At 61.2% G+C, this 17,081-nt stretch carries 7 protein-coding genes; 2 read left to right on the forward strand and 5 right to left on the reverse strand.

The window, feature by feature from the left end; all coding sequences use genetic code 11:
- Positions 1-141: 141 nt before the first annotated feature.
- The 4 genes from Enr8_RS12920 to Enr8_RS12930 all read right to left on the reverse strand — a co-directional run bounded on the left by Enr8_RS12920 (position 142) and on the right by Enr8_RS12930 (position 9,291).
- Entirely contained in the window at positions 142-3,594 is a 3,453-nt protein-coding gene (locus Enr8_RS12920; RefSeq protein ID WP_186767625.1) for a PVC-type heme-binding CxxCH protein, read from the reverse strand.
- A gap of 22 nt (positions 3,595-3,616) precedes the next feature.
- Complete coding sequence (locus Enr8_RS26180) at positions 3,617-5,140, reverse strand: DUF1080 domain-containing protein (protein ID WP_186767626.1); 1,524 nt, start codon at positions 5,138-5,140, stop codon at positions 3,617-3,619.
- Positions 5,141-5,420: 280 nt separating this feature from the next.
- Positions 5,421-7,097, reverse strand: coding sequence for a hypothetical protein (locus tag Enr8_RS12925; protein WP_146432146.1), 1,677 nt, complete (start codon positions 7,095-7,097; stop codon positions 5,421-5,423).
- Between the two features lie 406 nt (positions 7,098-7,503).
- Complete coding sequence (locus tag Enr8_RS12930; RefSeq protein WP_146432148.1) at positions 7,504-9,291, reverse strand: cytochrome c peroxidase; 1,788 nt, start codon at positions 9,289-9,291, stop codon at positions 7,504-7,506.
- Between the two features lie 245 nt (positions 9,292-9,536).
- Between Enr8_RS12930 and Enr8_RS12935 the strand changes: the two genes are divergently transcribed.
- Complete coding sequence (locus Enr8_RS12935) at positions 9,537-10,877, forward strand: toxin-antitoxin system YwqK family antitoxin (RefSeq protein ID WP_186767627.1); 1,341 nt, start codon at positions 9,537-9,539, stop codon at positions 10,875-10,877.
- A 239-nt stretch (positions 10,878-11,116) separates the two neighbouring features.
- On the opposite strand, the gene Enr8_RS12940 is transcribed toward Enr8_RS12935, so the two are convergent.
- Entirely contained in the window at positions 11,117-12,634 is a 1,518-nt protein-coding gene (locus Enr8_RS12940) for a sulfatase family protein (protein WP_246120073.1), read from the reverse strand.
- 211 nt (positions 12,635-12,845) lie between these two features.
- Here Enr8_RS12940 and Enr8_RS12945 point away from each other — a divergent pair, with 211 nt between their 5' ends.
- Complete coding sequence (locus tag Enr8_RS12945; RefSeq protein WP_146432150.1) at positions 12,846-17,033, forward strand: c-type cytochrome; 4,188 nt, start codon at positions 12,846-12,848, stop codon at positions 17,031-17,033.
- The last annotated feature ends 48 nt before the right edge of the window (positions 17,034-17,081 follow it).

Here is a 17,081-nt window from a genome sequence, read left to right on the forward strand (position 1 = left end):
AAAGCGGAAAGCGTAGAGCGAAGGGAAGAAAACCAAAAAGCCCGCAGGGCGAGTCGTGGGTTAGCGGCCGCTTTGACTTGGCGGCCACATTCCCTCGCTTGCGCTGCGGGTTAGCGTTTGAGGTGGCGGTTAGTCGCCTGTTTACTTCTTCTTCAGCGTTTCGAGGTACGAGACGACGTCGACCAGTTCCTGGACGGTCATCAGCTTTTGCAGGTCGGCCGGCATCAGCGACGTCGGCAGCTTGCGCATTTCTTCGATCTCGTCTTGCGAAAAGCTGCGAACCAGGCCTTCCTGGTTTTTGATGGTGACCGCTTCGTCGGTTTCGCTGACCAACAGCCCGGTAATCGCCGTGCCGTTTTCGAGCAGAATCGCGAAGTTCTCGTAGTTGTGGCTGATGCCGGCGCTGGGATAGAGAATCGATTCGAACATCGCCTCGCGGCTCAGCTTCGAGCCGATCTCGCTCAGGTTCGGACCCACCTCTTTCCCTGCGTTGTTGACGACATGGCACTTGGCGCAAGTCGCTTCGCCGGCGAACGCCTGTTTGCCGTTCGCGACGATGCCAGGGATTTTGACCAGTTCGGCCAGCGGCGGCAGCGGCTTGTTGTCTTTGCTCGGCGGAGCGGGGAAGATCTTTGCCGCCTGGTCGCGCACCTCGTTCCAGGTGGACGACGTCAGCGGAGCGGCCGCCGCGTCCATCAGGGCCGGATCGAGCTTGCCCGACTTGGCGAGCGCCACCAGCTTGTTGGCGCTGCCGCGGTTGGCGGCGAGCGCCTTGACCGCGATCCGCCGCAACGCGATATCCTTCGAACTGTCGTCGACCAGCTTTTGCATGATGCCAATCGCCGGACCGGCGGCCGAATTGCCGACCGCCGTCGTGGTGGCGATCGCTTTCTCGAGATCGTCGCCGTTGATCGCGTTCATGACCGGTGCGCGCTGGTTCTTCTCCAGCAGCACCTTCATGGCGGCGACGCCGGTCGACTCGTTCGGTTGGGCCTGGGCGATCGCCAGCAGGTCAGCGTAGCGATCTTGCACGTTGAACTTGTCGACCAGGTCGACGAAGATCTGCGTGCCGGCCAACTTGGTAAGCGCGGTCTTCAGGGCCGCGGCGTGCTGCGGGTTCTTCGCAACGTCATAGCCGCCGATCCGGCTGATCGATTCGCTGAGGATGAACTGCTGCGCGTCGGGATCGGCGCCAGCGCCAGAGAAGGCGAGATCGGCGATCACCCGGCTCTTGGCGTCCCCTTTTGCTTGGAAGTCAAATGCCCGGAAGTACCGCGGCAGGTCGTTGTATGGCGTCGCCGGATCTTGGATGATCGCCGCCAACAGGCCTGGGGTCTTCGCGGCGCGGCTCCGCCAGACGATGTCGCGACCGCCGGGCGTGTTCCATTTGTCGCCAACCTGGGCCAGGTAAGCGTCGAGACAGGCGTCCCACTTCAAGTCGGCGCCAATGCCGAGCGCCTCGAGGTACCAGCGATCTTGGCCGTCATGCTGGTCGGCAAGTTGCGACCACAGCTTGACCGCCTCGGGACTGTCGGTCCAACGCAGCGCGATCGCCGCTTCGCGACGGACTTGCGGCGAAGGGTCGCTGACCAACTTGGCGACGAGCGGCTCGATCGGCAGTTGCAATTGCTTCGCCAGACGCAGCCCGGTGATCCGGATATCGGCGTCCTTGTCAGCCAAAGCGGCCGCCACGTAGTCGGCGCCGCGGCCTTCGATCTTGCCCAGCAGCCAGAGCGCCCGGGCACGGACCCGCGGGTTGGGGTTCGACTCGAACATTCGCTTCAGGCCCGCTTCCGCCTTCGCGCCCTGGTTGTGCAGCGACGTCCAGGCCAGGTAGCGAACCGACATGTTCGGGTTTTCGAGCGCCGCCAAGGCGCCGTCGATCGTGTCGAAGTCGAACTTCGGCGCCGTGTACTTGGCGCCTGGCGGAGCGACGCGGAACAGGCGACCCCGATCAAGATCGCGTTGGCCGTGTCCGCCGACGCCGGGATCGTACCAGTCAGAGACGAACAGCGATCCGTCTGGAGCGACGCAGACGTCGGCCGGGCGGAACCAGTTGTCGCGGGCGCCATGCAGGATGTTGACCATCTCGCCCTGGTAGCCGGCGCCCTCTTTCTGAGCCGGGTAAGCGCGGACGACGTTCGGTCCGGCGTCGCAGTGGATCACTTGATCCCAGAAGACTTCCGGCAACAGGCGACCTTCGTAAACGCAGATGCCGGTCGGCGAACCGGCGCCGGTTTGAACAAAGTTGGGGACGACGCCGGGGTCGTTCAGGTGCCAGTGACGCAGCGGGATTTCTTCACTCATGCCGGTCCGCGGATCGCGCCAGCCGGCGCCGGTCATCTCGTCGCGATAGCCGAAGTTGCCTTGCTCCATCACGTAGTTGATCCGCACGCCGCGGTTACCGTCGTCGTCGTTATCGCTTTGCCACAGCGTACCGAACGAGTCGACCGTCACTTCGTAGTTGTTGCGGAAGTTGTGAGCCAGGACCTCGAACTCGCTGCCGTCCAGGTTGCAGCGGAACGGCATGCCGCCGAAAAGTGGATTGCCGTTGTCGACCACCGTGCGACCATGAATGTCGACGACCGGCTTGCCATCTTTGTCGAAGACCTGCTTGCCGGTATTGCCGAAGTTCCAGTAGAGCTTGCCGTCGGGGCCGAACAGAAACGAGTGGCACGAGTGATCATGCTGCGGCTGCCCGGTTTTGGTGAAGAGGAGCTCTTTTTGATCGGGCTTGTCATCGCCGTCGGTATCGGTGAAGACGATGATGTTCGGGGTCGCCGAAACGATCACCTTGTTCCCCAGCACGCAGATCCCCATCGCGGTGTCGACGTCATGCCCTTGGTAGTAGACCTTCGACTTTTCGCAAACGCCGTCGCCATCTTCGTCTTCCAGGATCAGAATGCGATCCCCTTCTGCACGCGAGCCGGCGTTGCGGCGATAGTTCATCACGTCGCAGACCCAGACGCGGCCGAGATGATCGACGTCCAGATTGGTCAGGCTCTTGAGCATCGGTTCGGAAGCGGCCAGGGTCGCTTCTAGGTCTTCATGAACGTCGATGCCTTCCAGGGCGCTATCGGGCTCTCGCGACACGGCGTCTTCGCCGGTGACGATGTTGGCGAATGACGGCGGGTTCTCGGTATAGACGGCGAAGACGACGCTGGTCGCGGCGCCTCCTTGCTGATTGCTGCCGCCGTTATCGAGGGCGCCTTTCGCGTGAAACTTGGTGAACCCTTCCGGCAGATCGTAGGCGATGATCGAGTTGGCGTGCGTGCCGATGCCGCTGTTGAACAACTCGCCCTGGACGCGAAGCGGGGCGCAGTCGACGTTGCGGTTTTTATTGACCGAACGCCACTGGGTGACGGCCGACTTCCAGTTCAAGTCGGTCAGGGGCTTTTCGCCGCTGGGGCCGATCAACTTTGGTTCGATCCAGTCGGCCCAGTCGCAAGAGTAACCGTCGCCGCCGTCGGTCACGACCAGGTAGAGATGCTTGGCGCCGGTGATGTCGACGTCGATGTTGACCGCGTGACCCGCGGTGCGCGTGGTCACGACTTTGCTCTTGAACTTCGGCTTGCCCGCCTTGGCCGTTTGCACGGCGGGCTTCTTCGCTGCGGCCTCAGTTACTTTTTTTTTTCGGGTTGGGACCAAGCAAGCCTTCCAGGTCGTCCTTGGTCAGCGACTTCGACGCGACGCCGCCAGCGGGAACTTCATCGCCAGCGACCCAGACGATCGCATTGAGCACGACTTTGCGGAAGTTGTCTTCACCCCAGTTGCTGTGAAAGTGACCGCCGGTGAAGCCAAAGCCGCGTCCGCCATCGGGGCGCTCGGCGACCCAAGCGACATGTTGCGGCTGGCCAATCATTGCGCGAACGTGAGGATTGCCGCTGTGCGGGCCATCGGGGCGATCGAGGGTCGACTTGGGGGGAATCGCCGACAAGATCGGGGTGACCCCTTCCATGTCTTCGCGAAACCGCATGTTGTAGTACCACTCGTCGTTGATCGAGAACGGCTTGACGCCATTGGCGACCGGGTGATCGGGCAGCGCCTTGAAGTCAGCGGTCCAGTGCGGATTGACGCTGTAGTCGGTTTCAAAGTAGCCGCCGATCCAGTCGACGAACTTGTCGCCTGGCTCCCCTTTCGGAGTCTCGACGCCGTAGTGAATGCACGCCAGGCCGACTCCCTCTTTCATCAGCTTGTCAAACTGATCGAGATGCGGGTTGAGCAGGTGACGTGGGCCGCCATCGCAGTAGACGACGACCGCATCGGCGTTATCGAAGGCGGTCGGATCGGCCGGCCAGCCGCCGGGATAGATCGACGCTTCGATATTGGGAACGTTTTCCATCAGCGCGATCATCAGCAGGTGGCAACCGCCCGAGTGCTCGTGCTGGCCCCAACCATGGCTCGGCATGCCGGGCACAAAGACGACCTTCTTCTTGTCACCTTCCAGCTTGGTGCGCTTCAGCTCGATGTCTTTGAACTGAACGGTCATCGGCGGGCCGGCGTGCAGTTGCAGCGCCAAGATGCCGCTGGTGCGACTGTCCTTTTCGCCTTCGTCGATCACTTCCGAGGTCTTCACGCCGTTGATGTAATGGGTGAGGTGGTTCCCCTTGGCGACGATGTGGTATTCGTTCCAGTCTTCCTTCTTGACTTTCTTTTGGATCTCGGCCGAATCGGCGAAGCGCTCTTCCTTGCGACCGTCTTTGCCATCCTGAATGGTCGCCGTGATGCCGCGATTGGCGATGATGCCGCGGCCGCGCTCTTCGTAGTTGATGCCGCTGTAGGTGTCGCCGCTGTCGATGTCGGCCTGGTACCCTTTGACGACGAAATCGCCCAGGTCAGTCGAGCGATATTGAATGCCGGAGTTGCCGCCGACGATCTTGTATTTCAGCTTCAGCTCGAAATCGTCGACCGTCCCCTGATCCCAGATCAAGAAGGTGTTGCCTTTGGTCGGATTGTCCGAGGTAGTCTGGCCAGTGATCGCGCCATCTTGGACGCTCCAGAACTGCTCTTTGCCGCGCCAGCCGTTCAGCGTTTTGCCGTCAAAGATCGGCTTGAACCCGTCCTCGGCGGCGGCGACCGAAAGCATTGAGGTCGTCGCAAAGATGGCGACAAGCAAAAGAAGACCAGGCGATTTCTTCATGGGGTCTTTCTCGCGATGTTGATTGGAATAGGGGGGGAAGCGGGCGGCGTGGGGTGTGAATAGCGCCGTCCGACGCAGCATATTGGTAGGCATCCGCCGCTGCAGGCGTACTGCTAAGTCTAGCCTAAACCGATTCTGATAACCAGAAACGGCCTCGCCAACACCCGATATTTCCCGCGCGAGAGAGAGATTTGCTGCAAGATTCTATGTAGCGCGCAAAGAAAAAGGGGCGTCGACTGGCGACGCCCCCGCGAAATTTGCAACCAGACTCAATGCCGCCTTAATTGCCAAACAGGTCGATTCCGCCGCTGGGGTGATCGGCCAGGATCGCCGTACCCTCGGCCGAGTAGAGATCCCACCGGTTATCGCCTGGGCTGACGGCGACTTGGAACGTGCCGCCATCAAGCACTTTTCGCTCTTCCCCTTTGCCGTCTCCCGGATCAAAGCGAACTTCGAGCGGGTACTTGCTGTTGTGGGTTTTCGTCCCGTGCGCGTCGACCTTGGCGGCGACGTTGTTGACGACGTAGTGGAACTCGTTCGGGTTGCCCGAGTTGTCGATCGTGACGTCGTACTTCTTCGAGAAGAGGGCCCAGCCGTTGTCGCTGGGGGTGAACTCGTAGGTTCCTTCGCTGAGCGTGTACTTCGCTTCGCCGTGCGAACCACCCTTGTCGTAGCGAACGACCCATTTGCCTTCGCCGAGCGACTGGATGTGCCCTGCCTTCATGGTGTACTCGTACTTGTCGTTGATGACGTACGAGATCGTCGCCTCGTTATCGGCGCCGTTGCGTAAGACGACCCCGCTGGTCGGAATGGTAGCGTCCGATTCGGGTACCGGCTGCGAGTTGGCGACCGGCAGGCCCATCGCTTCGGCCAAAGACGAAGTGCCGACGTTCAGGTCTCCCTGGCCGCCGGTACCGACCATCACCGAACCATTGCCGAGGTTGATGACCGTGCCATTGGGAAGATTCGGGTTGTGGATCACGGTGACCGTACCGCCCCCCAGGCCGTTCATGCCGGGATTGGGCGTAGCGCCCCCCAGCAACTGCTGCACCTCGGCGGTTTGGGTCATGTCATCCATGTGATCAAAGAATTGATCGCGATCGGGCCCCGGCGGAAACAGGTTCTTGTTTTGATTGGCGAATCGTTCAATATCGCGCGGGCGGAGATCGCCATCTTTGTTGCGCTGCCGCAGATCGTTCAGATCGTTTTGCAGATTGATCTTGTTCGCCAGGTCGGCGGCGCCGGCGGCGTTGGGAGGCATCGAGTTATTGGCGAACAAAATCTGCACGGTGCCTGCGTCCCCCCGGTTCTTGGCGTCCAGAATTTGTTGCTGGGTAGCGGGATCGATGCCGGCGTTTTGCATCTGGGTGATCAGATCGGTATCGCTGGGAGGAAGTTTGTCCTGCAAGTCGGCCTCGATCTCATCAATCGATTTCTCTTGCTGGTCTTGTAGCTTCTCGTTGGCGCGCTGGATGTCTTGGTTGGTTAGCGCCAGAAAATTGGCCGAGCTCACCACGGTGTTGCGCTTGGCGGCGACCTTCTTCACCGGCGCTTTGTTCTTCTTCGGCTCGACGTTTTTGGGCGTCGGAGTTGGTTTTGGAGCAGGCGTCGGCGTGGGGTAATAACGTTGTTGCTGCTGCGGATAGTAGCGCTGCTGGGGATAGTTGTCGTAGTAGCGCTGACGTGGGTAGTCGTTTTGGCGGTTGTTATTGTTGCTGGCCCGGATCCCTTCTTCGATCGCGCCGAAGATGCCGCCGACGATCGCCTTCTCTAGTCCGTTATTGTTGTTGTTGCTGTTGTTGCTGCTTGGCGGGTGATAGTCGTATTCGCCCCAGGAATTGCTGCGTCCGGAAGGTGGGGCGAACAGGCCGCCAAAACCTTGTCCAAACAGCGGCAGAGCGGTCAGCATCGTGAGAGAAAAGAAAACGCTGACGAAGACAAGCCTCTGAAATCGCATCATCATCCTCCTTGCCCGGAATGACAGACGTCTGTCGAAATGTAAGTAGGTGCAAACATTTGCAAGCGTCAATCTAGGACGCTTGAAATGCAGAATCAAGTTAGCAACCAATTGATTGCTTAAAGGGGAGCGGCGCGTTACTCGCGCGCTTGCGGAGAGATTGATCGGCAGGCCGAGCCAATGGATGCGCAGGGAATGGTCGAGAAGAGCCTGCGATCGTTACGCTGTCCGTTTTTCGCTTCGCAGTCTTACCCAGGTTCGCAGTCTTGCCGCCGGCTGCGATTCGCTAACGAAATCTTCGTTGTTGCAAAGCGCCTGTCCGCCTACCTAATAAAACGCAAAGCGGGCCTGGGGCCGGACAACTTTCTGAAAAAGAAGTGAAAAAAATCACCGCTGGCGACATCCTCTAGAGGGTCTTCAGGTACGCGACTAGATCGCGCATTTCCTGGTCGCTCAGCTCTTCGCCGGCGATCTCCTCGGGGGCGTGATACTCGGTCAGCAGTTCTTCCAGCGAACTGGCCCGGCCATGATGCAGCAGTCGCGTCTTCGAGTAAACGCCCAGCAGCGACGGCGTGTTGTAGCCGTCATAGTAATCGCGCTTCGAGTTGGTGCCGACGTCATGCATTTGCCCGTCGGTCAGATGCTCGCCCGCGTGGCAATCGGCGCAGGCCGCTTTGGCGCTATGAAAGACCGCTTTGCCCCGGGCGACGGCGGTTGCGCTGGCAGCGGAGCTGGCCGCATCGCGGGCAAACGGATTCGCCGGGGGCTGCAGCTGATCGAAGTAAGCGATCAGCGCGTCGACTTCCTCTTCCTGCAGCTTCTTCCCTTGCATCGTTTCGCGGAAAGAGGTCTGCATGGCGCTGCGCAGGTTCTCTTGCCAGCCATGCCAGGTCCAGGGGAACGTCTGGCTGACGTTCCAGAGCACTGGCGCCGTCTTGTAGGTGCCGACGGTGCGATCGTTGCGGGTGTCAAAGATCTCGGCGTTGCTGCCGCCGTCGTAGTGGCAACTGTGGCAGCTGTACCAGCGATCGAAGCTCTTGTCGCCGTCGTAAAAGAGGGCTTCTCCTTGCCGGGCGAGGGAAACTTCGACCGGCTCGCCCAGCGAGATCGTCCGCGTCACGCGACGGCTTGCCAGATCAATTTCCTGCACGGCGTCCAGCAAGTAGTTCGCGACGTACGCCCGCTTGCCGTCCGGCGCAATCTGTAGGCCCATCGGTCGTCCGCCAACCGGGATCCGCGCGAAGCGGGCCGGATCGTCGAGCAGCTCTTGGTCGATATGTTCGGTCGAGCCAACGTCGTACATCTTCAGGTCGCTCAGGCGAAGCAGCAGCAGTTCGTGCGTGCCGCTGGCCGAGATGACGACATGCGACTGGTCGGGCGTGACGTCGAGACCGAACGCATCGGCGACGGCGTTTCCTTCGGTATCGAGCGAAAGGACCTCGTCCAGCTTGTCTGCAGTCAGATCAACCCGCCCCAGTCGATTGCCCAGCACCCAGCCGCGGCGAATGTTGTTGGGGGACGGGATGTTCTCGCCGTAGTGGAGCCAGGGGAAATAGACCTGCTTGCCATCGGCCGAGGTCTTCATATGGCCGACGTTCAGCCCTTTGATGCGCGTCGTGTAGAGGGGCGAATTGCCGACCGTTTCCATCACCGCCACGCTGCCGTCGCCTGACAGGCCAACCGCCAGCCGCGAATCATCGGGCGTCAGCGCCAGGTAGCGGGGCGACTTGCCGGGATAGGAGAGCTCGATCAGACGGTTCTGCACTAGATCGACCACCGCCACTGCGTGACCGCTGGGAAGCGCGACAAAGGCCCGCGTGCCATCCTGCATGATCGCGACGCCATGGGGATCGAACCCGACGTCGATCGCGGCGACCTGCGAGAGCTTGCCGCGGGCAATGGCGACTTTGACCAGTTGGCCAGCGTCGGTAACGCTGACTAGCGCCGACTTGCCGTCTGGGCAAAGCTGCACATAGCTGGGCCGGGGGCCAACGGCGATCTCATCGATCGCTTGCCCGCTTTGCAGATCAACCAGCGAAACCGTCCCGGCAGTCTGATTGGCGGCGAGCAGCCAGTCTGCCGTTGGCGACAGGGCGACGTCGACCGGCGAACGATAGTCGGACAAGGTTTGACTGCTAGCAACATTGGCCGCCAGCAGTAGCAGCAACAAGCCGGTAAGAGATTGTCGAACCATGGGGGAAAATCGCAGAGGGATCGGGCGGGAAGGATAGCCCTATCGTAACAGTTTGCCGCCCAAAACGCATGCGCCGATTTCTCTCCCCCTTTTGGCTGGCGAACTGCAGCGGCTGTGGTAGTTGGTAGCGGTTATTCGGATGGTTGCGTTTTTGCGGCTAATCCGCCTGGAGACGAAGGAGCTGAAAATTCCTGGCGATCGCGTCGAAACAGAAATCAGGACGAATCTTGATGGGGCGGTTATCCGTGGATAGCTGGAGTCAAGAGACGGGCGCCGAGGGGAACGTCTCGTCCGCCGCGTCGGCCAAGTTAGCTGCTGACGCCACCAAAGCGACGATGGATGACCCTCACGAACGATCCAATGCAAAGGAGTGCATCATGCGACGAACCATGAACGCGACTGCGTGGGCCCTGTTGGGCTGCGTCGCGCTTTGCTCGCCGGCGCAAGCCGCGACGGGCGACGTCGAACTCATCCAAGAGCGCTACCCCAACGCCTCGATCAAGATCGAACGTGAAGTGACGCAGGATGACGAAGGCAACTACGTTAATCACGGCTACTGGAAGCATCTTGACGAAAACGGCACGATGCTGGCCGAAGGCCAATACGTCAGCAACCAGCGCGACGGCGTCTGGTCGCGGTGGTATCGCGGCAACGAGTCGAACCTGTTTCGCTCGGCGCCGTTCAACCAGTTCAAGCCGCCGTTCGTTTCGACCGCCAGCTTCAAAGCAGGCGAACTGCACGGCGTGTGGGGCATCCACGACGCCAACCAGCGGATCATCATGGAAGTGAGCTTCGTCGAGGGCGATCGCCACGGCCCGGCCAACTTCTACAATGTCGACGGCGCCAAGCTGCAGGAAGCGAACTACGTCAACGGTTTGCTCGACGGCGAAGTGCTCGAGTACCCGCGCGGCGCCAAACAGCCGAGCCGCTCGATGTTCATCAAAGGACGTGAGCTGGCCCCCAAAGTCGATCAAGAAAAGAACGGCCGCAAGAAGAGCGAAGGGGTTTACCTGTACGCTCCGCTGGTCGCCAAAACCCGCGACAGCTGGTGGGACGCCAAACTGGCCGAGTACGCTCCGCAAGGAGAAGACGAACGTCACGGCAAGTGGATCACCTACTATCCCAACGGCCAGATTCAGGTCGAAGGGGAATACGAATTTGACGTGCCGGTCGGCAAGTTCATCTGGTGGTACTCCAACGGCCAGAAGGCGATCCAAGGCTCGTACGTCGCCGGCAAAGAAGATGGTCGCTGGCTCTGGTGGCACGAAAACGGCCTGAAGAAGACCGACGGCAGGTACAAAAACGGCGTGCAGGTTGGCCATTGGATGAGCTGGATGCCGAACGGCCGCGTCGCCAGTTCGCAAGACTACCCAGCCGTGGTCGAAGAAGGCCTCTCCGACATCGACGAACCCCCGATGATCGTCATCACCGACGAAGAAGGGGAGCCGATTGAAGAAGAGAAGTCGGACGTCGTGACCAAAGAGCCGAAGCAAGTTGAACTCGAAGCGAAGGAATTGGACGAACCGCTGATGCTTCATCCGCAAGAAGCTTCGCTGCCGATCTTGAATCCGCTGCCCCGACGTTAGTCGAAGGCCAGATCGGCGGCACGGCGATTACGCAATGCCTTTGAATTCATAAAATCCCTCGTTCGCACGCCATGCCGAACGAGGGGTTTTTTGTTGCGCGCGACTCCTAGTGTCTACCTATTCTCTTGGGGCAAAGCTTCGGTGGAGAAAACGCTGGTTCGAAAATGACGAATGTCTAATACTGGAACTCTGGCATTAGACATTCTGATTTAGTCATTCGTCATTGGAAGCGAAGCGCCCTACCCGGCCTTCACATTCCCCTCTTTATCAAACTGCACGACGGCGCCGTCGTCTTCGTACTTGTCGCGTAGTCGCTTCAGTTCGCCTTTTAGCTCGTTCTTGATTTGCGAATACTCCGAGTCGTCGTACACGCTCTTCAATTCGTTTGGATCTTTCTCCAGGTCGAACAACTCCCACTCGTCGGTCTTGTAGAAGTGAATCAACTTGTACCGATCGCTGCGAACGCCGTAGTGGGGCGCCACGCGATGCGGTCGCGGGTACTCGTAGTAGTGGTAGTAGACCGTCTTCCGCCAGTCGGGAATCTCCTTCCCTTCCAGCATCGGCAAAAAGCTGCGCCCTTGCATTTCGTCGGGGATCGCCACGCCGGCCGCGGCGAGGAAGGTCTCGGCGAAGTCCAAGTTCATCACCAGGGCGTCGTTGGTCGTGCCGGCTTTAATCTTCTCGGGCCAGCGAATCATCAGCGGCGTGCGGAACGATTCTTCGTACATCCACCGCTTGTCGTACCAGCCATGCTCGCCCAGGTAGAAGCTTTGGTCCGACGTGTAGACGACGATCGTGTTCTCGGCCAGGCCTGACTCATCAAGGTAGTCGAGGACGCGACCGACGTTGTCATCGACCGAAGCGACGCAGCGGAGATAGTCTTTGATGTACCGCTGGTACTTCCAGCGAACCAGGTCTTCGCCTTTCAGATCGGCCTCTTTAAAAGCTTTGTTTTTCGGCTCGTAGGCGGCGTTCCACTTGGCCAGTTGCTCTTTGGTCAAACCGCCAGGCGGGGTCAGCTTCAGGTCGCTGGCGTTCATGTGGTTGGCGATCGTCATTTCCTGATCAGCGGCCGGCGAAGCCCGGTTTTCGTAGTCGTCGAACAGCGTGCCCGGCTCCGGAATCGTTTCGCCGTCGTACATGTCCAGGTACTTCGGCCCCGGCTGCCAGTTGCGATGGGGCGCCTTGTGTTGATAGACCAGCAGGAACGGCTTGTTGGGGTCGCGCGACTCTTTCAGCCAGTTCAGGGCCAGGTCGGTGATGATGTCGGTCGTGTAGCCGGTGTATTTGTGCGGCCCATCTTTCGACAGCATCTTGGGGTTGTAGTAAGGCCCCTGCCCTTGCAGCACTTCCCAATAATCAAAGCCGGTCGGATCGCTGACCAGGTGCCACTTGCCGACGACGGCGGTTTGGTAGCCTGCCTTTTGCAGCAGCTTGGGATAGGTCAGCTGTTTGCCATTGAAGCGGCTATGGTTGTCGATGAAGCCATTCTTGTGGCTGAACTTGCCGGTCAGGATCACCGCGCGGCACGGACCGCAGATCGAGTTGGTGACCATGCAGTTTTCAAACCGCATTCCTTCTTTGGCGATCCGATCGAGATTCGGCGTCTTGTTGATCTTGCTGCCGTAACAACTCAGCGCGTTGTAAGCGTGGTCGTCCGACATGATGAACAGGATGTTCGGCTTGTCGGCGGCGGCGGCGACGCCGCACAACAACAAGGCGGCCAGCAGGGCGACGGCAGGGGGGGCATGCTTCATCGGTGGGCTCTATCTCTGCGAGGATTCCGGGGGTTAAGGCGAACCATCGCTCGATAGTCTAGCTCAAACGGAACCCATTTGCGAATTACCCGATTTTCCGCCGCCGGCAATAGTTTTTGATGTCGCGAGAGATCACGTGAAATTGGCTGGGGGACATAGTAGACTGGAACCGCCCAAACGCCTCCCTTCCTTCCTGCAACAGCGGTCTTTCATGCCCACCTATCGCCCTCTCGCCGCCGGTCTGCTGGTACTTTGCTTGACGTCGCTCGCCACGGCTCAATTCGAAGACGAGTTCGCTTCGGGCCTGATCGCCGACTATGTTTCGGCCGACGGATCGAAGTGCCGCCGCATCGATTCGCAGATCGCGTTTCGCTATGGTCAGGCCCCGCCGGACTCGCGGCTGACCGGCGACAAGTTCACCGTCCGCTGGGATGGCTTGCTGTTGTCGAAGACCCCTGGCCCTTACACGCTGCATGTTTACGCCCAAGGAAAGGTCCGCATCCAGATCGAAGGCGAGGTGGTGCTCGACGCCGAGGCGAAGACCCCCGGCTGGCTGACCGCCAAGCCGATCGACCTGAAGTTCGACTGGCATCCCTTCACGGTTGATTTTGAAAAGACCGCCGCCGGGCAGATTGCGATCTACTGGACCGGGCCCGACTTCGGCCTGGAGCCAATCACGCCCGAGTGGTACTTCCACGAGATCGACGACACCTTCGACCAGCCGTTCGACGTCGGCCGCGATCTGGTCCGCGCCCATCGCTGCGCCGCCTGCCACGAGGGCGATCGCCAGACCGAGCTGCCGGCGCCTGCCTTGGATCGCGTCGCCGGCAACCTGTCGCAGCCTTGGATCGTCGATCGATTGACGTCGGCGCCAGAGGCGGACGACAAGTCGACCCGCAAGATGCCGCACTACAATCTCCATCAGGAAGACGCCGAGGCGATCGCCGCCTATCTGATCGCCGAGTCGGCGACAGTGGGCGAAAAAGGGGAGCCCGTGAAGAAGGCCAGCGCCGGAATCGGCAAGCGGATGTTTCGCTCGCTGGGCTGCCTGGCCTGTCATCAAGTTGACAAGCTCGGCGCCGCTGGGCCCTTCAGCGGCGGCGACCTCAGCGACATCGCGGCGAAGCGTCCCCCGCATTTCTTCGCCAAATGGCTGGAAGACCCCGCCGCGCTGAACGCCGATCATCGGATGCCGGTCTATCAGCTCGACGGCGCGACCCGCAATCACTTGGCGGCCTACCTGTCGACGCTGACTAAGTCGGGGAAGCTTGCCTCGACGCCGCAAGCCAAGCAGAATGAGCAGCAAGTGAAGCGGGGCCGCGAGCTGGTCCAGGCCAATCGCTGCGACGCTTGTCACCGCTTGCCAGGCGACTTGAAAAGCAGCGAGCAAAAGCCGCTCTCTCCGCTGACCGGCGGCAGTTTGTGGCGCGACGCCTGCCTGGTGAAACCGGAAGTCGAGAAGCATCCTGGCTACGCTTTCTCGGCCGAAGAGCAGGCGGCGATCAAGACCTATCTGCAGCAAAAGGCGCCGGCGCGCAAGGTCGCTGCGCACGACATCCCTGGCGCCCAGATCGTCCGCGAGCGGAACTGCCTGGCGTGTCATCCTCGCGGCATCGGCAAAGGCCTGGCCCCGACAGCGGCCCAAGCGGCGGCCGGCGACTCGGCCCTTGCCGCGGTGCTGCCGACGCTGCTGCCCCCTTCGCTCAACAGCGTCGGCGACAAACTGCATGACCAGGCCCTGGTCGACGTCATTCTTCGCAAAGACCCGGTTCATCGCCCTTGGCTGAAAGTGCAGATGCCCCGGTTCCGGCTTAGCGAAGAAGAGCTGACCGCGGTGAAGGATTACTTGGTCGAGCAAGATCGCATTCCCGAGCATCCCCTGGTCGGCCGTCCGTCGGACCTGGAGCCGGCCGCACTGGCCGTTGCTGGCCGGCGCCTGGTCGGCGGCGATGGCTTCAACTGCACCAGCTGTCATCAGGTAGGCGATTGGATCCCGTCCGACGCGCCGCTCAATGCGAAGGGGCCGACCCTCTCGATGTTGGGCGATCGGATCCGCCGCGATTGGTTTGACCGCTGGGTGCGCAAGCCGGCGCGGATTGTGCCGCAGATGGAAATGCCCAGCGTCACCGTGCCGGTCAGCGGCGTGTTGCATGACGAGATCGACGATCAGCTGGCGGCCGTCTGGCTGGCGCTGAACACGCCTGGCTTTCAGCCGCCGAAGCCGAACCCGGTGCGCGTCGCCCGTCGCAGCGGGATCGCCGCCGACAATCAATCGGCCTTGGTCCTGACCGACGTCCTCCGCGATGTCGATCAGAACAAACAGTTCATCAAGCCGCTGCTGGTCGGTCTGCCGAACCGCCACAACCTGCAGTTCGATCTGGAGACCGGTCGCCTGGCGCATTGGACGCTGGGGGACGCCGCCTATCAGCGCAGTGAAGGGAAGATCTGGTTCTGGGAACTGGCTGGCGCGGGGCTGTTGTCGCTGCAGGACGACGCCCCAGAGCTGTCGCTGGTTGGACCCGATGGCAAGACCTTGGCGCCGCAGAAGACGGGGCAGTTTGTCACCAGGTTCGACCAATGGCGGCGCAGCAGCGATGGCGGCGTCACCGTTGAGTATCGCTTGCAGTTCGGCAAAGACGATCCGCACCTGTTGACGATGCGGCAAACGATCACGCCGGTTTGGGACGCCCAGGGCCAGCATGGCTTTGTCCGCAGCTTTCAGGCGAAAGGTTTGCCCGCCGGTTATCAGCTGGCGCTGCGGCTGGTCGACTCGCAGCAAGCGGCGGCCGCCGAAATCAAAGACGATACCTTGACCCTGCCGGGCAAGCGGATGTCGATCTCGGTCGGCGGAGACGCCAAGCTGCTTCCTTCCGGCATCGTGCAGATCACGCCGCCGCAGAGCGAAGCGAACTTCACGGCCACTTATCTCTCCGGCTTACCGGCCGATCGCTATCTGCCCCGGCCCGAAGTCGATCCGACCGTCGCCACCGAGTCGGAGCTGCCGATCACGCCTGGTTGGTCGGCCGACCGTTTGCCGCTGACCGTCGAACTGATGCCGACCGCAATCGCCTTCAGTCCCAACGGCGATATGCTGGTCGCCTCGCTGAAAGGTCGCGTCTGGCTGGTTCGCGACGCCGATGGCGACGGCAAGCGAGAGACGCTGATTCCGCTGGATGTCGAACTGGCGGCGCCCTTTGGCCTGGCCGCGTATGACGGTTATTTCGACGTCACCACGAAGTACGCGCTGCTGCGGGTCTACTACGACGACGCTGGCGGCGTCAGTCGCGTCGAGACCCTGGCCGACGGCTGGGGGCACACCGCCGACTATCACGACTGGACGCTCGGCCTGCCGCGCGACGCGGACGGCAACTACTACATTGCGACCGCCTGTCAGCAAGATGGCCGCTCGCTGATTGCCGCCAAGTGGCGCGGCGTCGTGATGAAGCTGACCCCGCGCGAGCCGACCGCCGACGATCCGCGCCATTTCGCCATCGAGCAACTCACCGCCGGGCACCGCTTCCCGATCGGCATTGCCCGCAACCAAGCCGGCGAGCTGTTCGTCACCGACAACCAAGGGAACTACAATCCGTTCAACGAACTGAATCACATTGTGCCGGGCAAGCGATACGGCTTTTTGAATCGTGTTGAACGGAAGCCTGGCTTCAACCCCGAAGAGACGCCGCCGGCGATTGCGATTCCGCATCCGTGGACTCGCAGCGTCAACGGCATTTGCTTTCTGGAAACGCCCGCCGCGCTGCAAGAGAAGCTCGGCGGCTCCGCCTTTGGGCCGTTCGAGGGAGACCTGATCGGCTGCGAGTACGACACGCGGCGGCTTGTGCGGATGAGTCTGGATCATGTTGACGGTCATATCCAAGGCGCCATCTATCCCTTCACCTTCGACCCCGGCGACGAGGTGAAGAACGCCCTGCTGGGGCCGATTGCCTGTGCGGTCTCGCCCAGCGGCGAACTGGTGATCGGCAACATGCGCGACGGCGGCTGGGGAGGAGGCGCTAACGTCGGTTCGCTGGTGACGATGCGACTGCTCGATCAACCGCCGCCAAGCGGCGTCGATGAGGTCCGCGCAGTGAGCGACGGCTTTCTCGTTCGTTTCACCCAACCGATCGACGCCGCCAAGGCCGCCGCGAAGAGCAACTACACGCTCCACTCGTACCGCCGCGAGTCGACCCCAGCCTACGGCGGCGACGACATCGACTCGCGTCCCGAGATCATCGACGCGATCCAGGTCAGCGCCGACCGAAAGCAAGTCCGGCTACGGCTGCCCGAATTGCGTGCCGGCTTCGTCTACCAGCTGCACATCGATCCCACGGTTGCCGGCGCCGGGAAAAAGCTCTTCCCGGCCGAAGCGCATTACACGCTTGGCGTCATTCCGAAAGAGTAAACGCGAGTGGGCGCCGCAAGGGAAATCGTAGGGCAGGCCGTGCCTGCC

Source organism: Blastopirellula retiformator, assembly GCF_007859755.1.
GTDB lineage: Bacteria > Planctomycetota > Planctomycetia > Pirellulales > Pirellulaceae > Blastopirellula > Blastopirellula retiformator.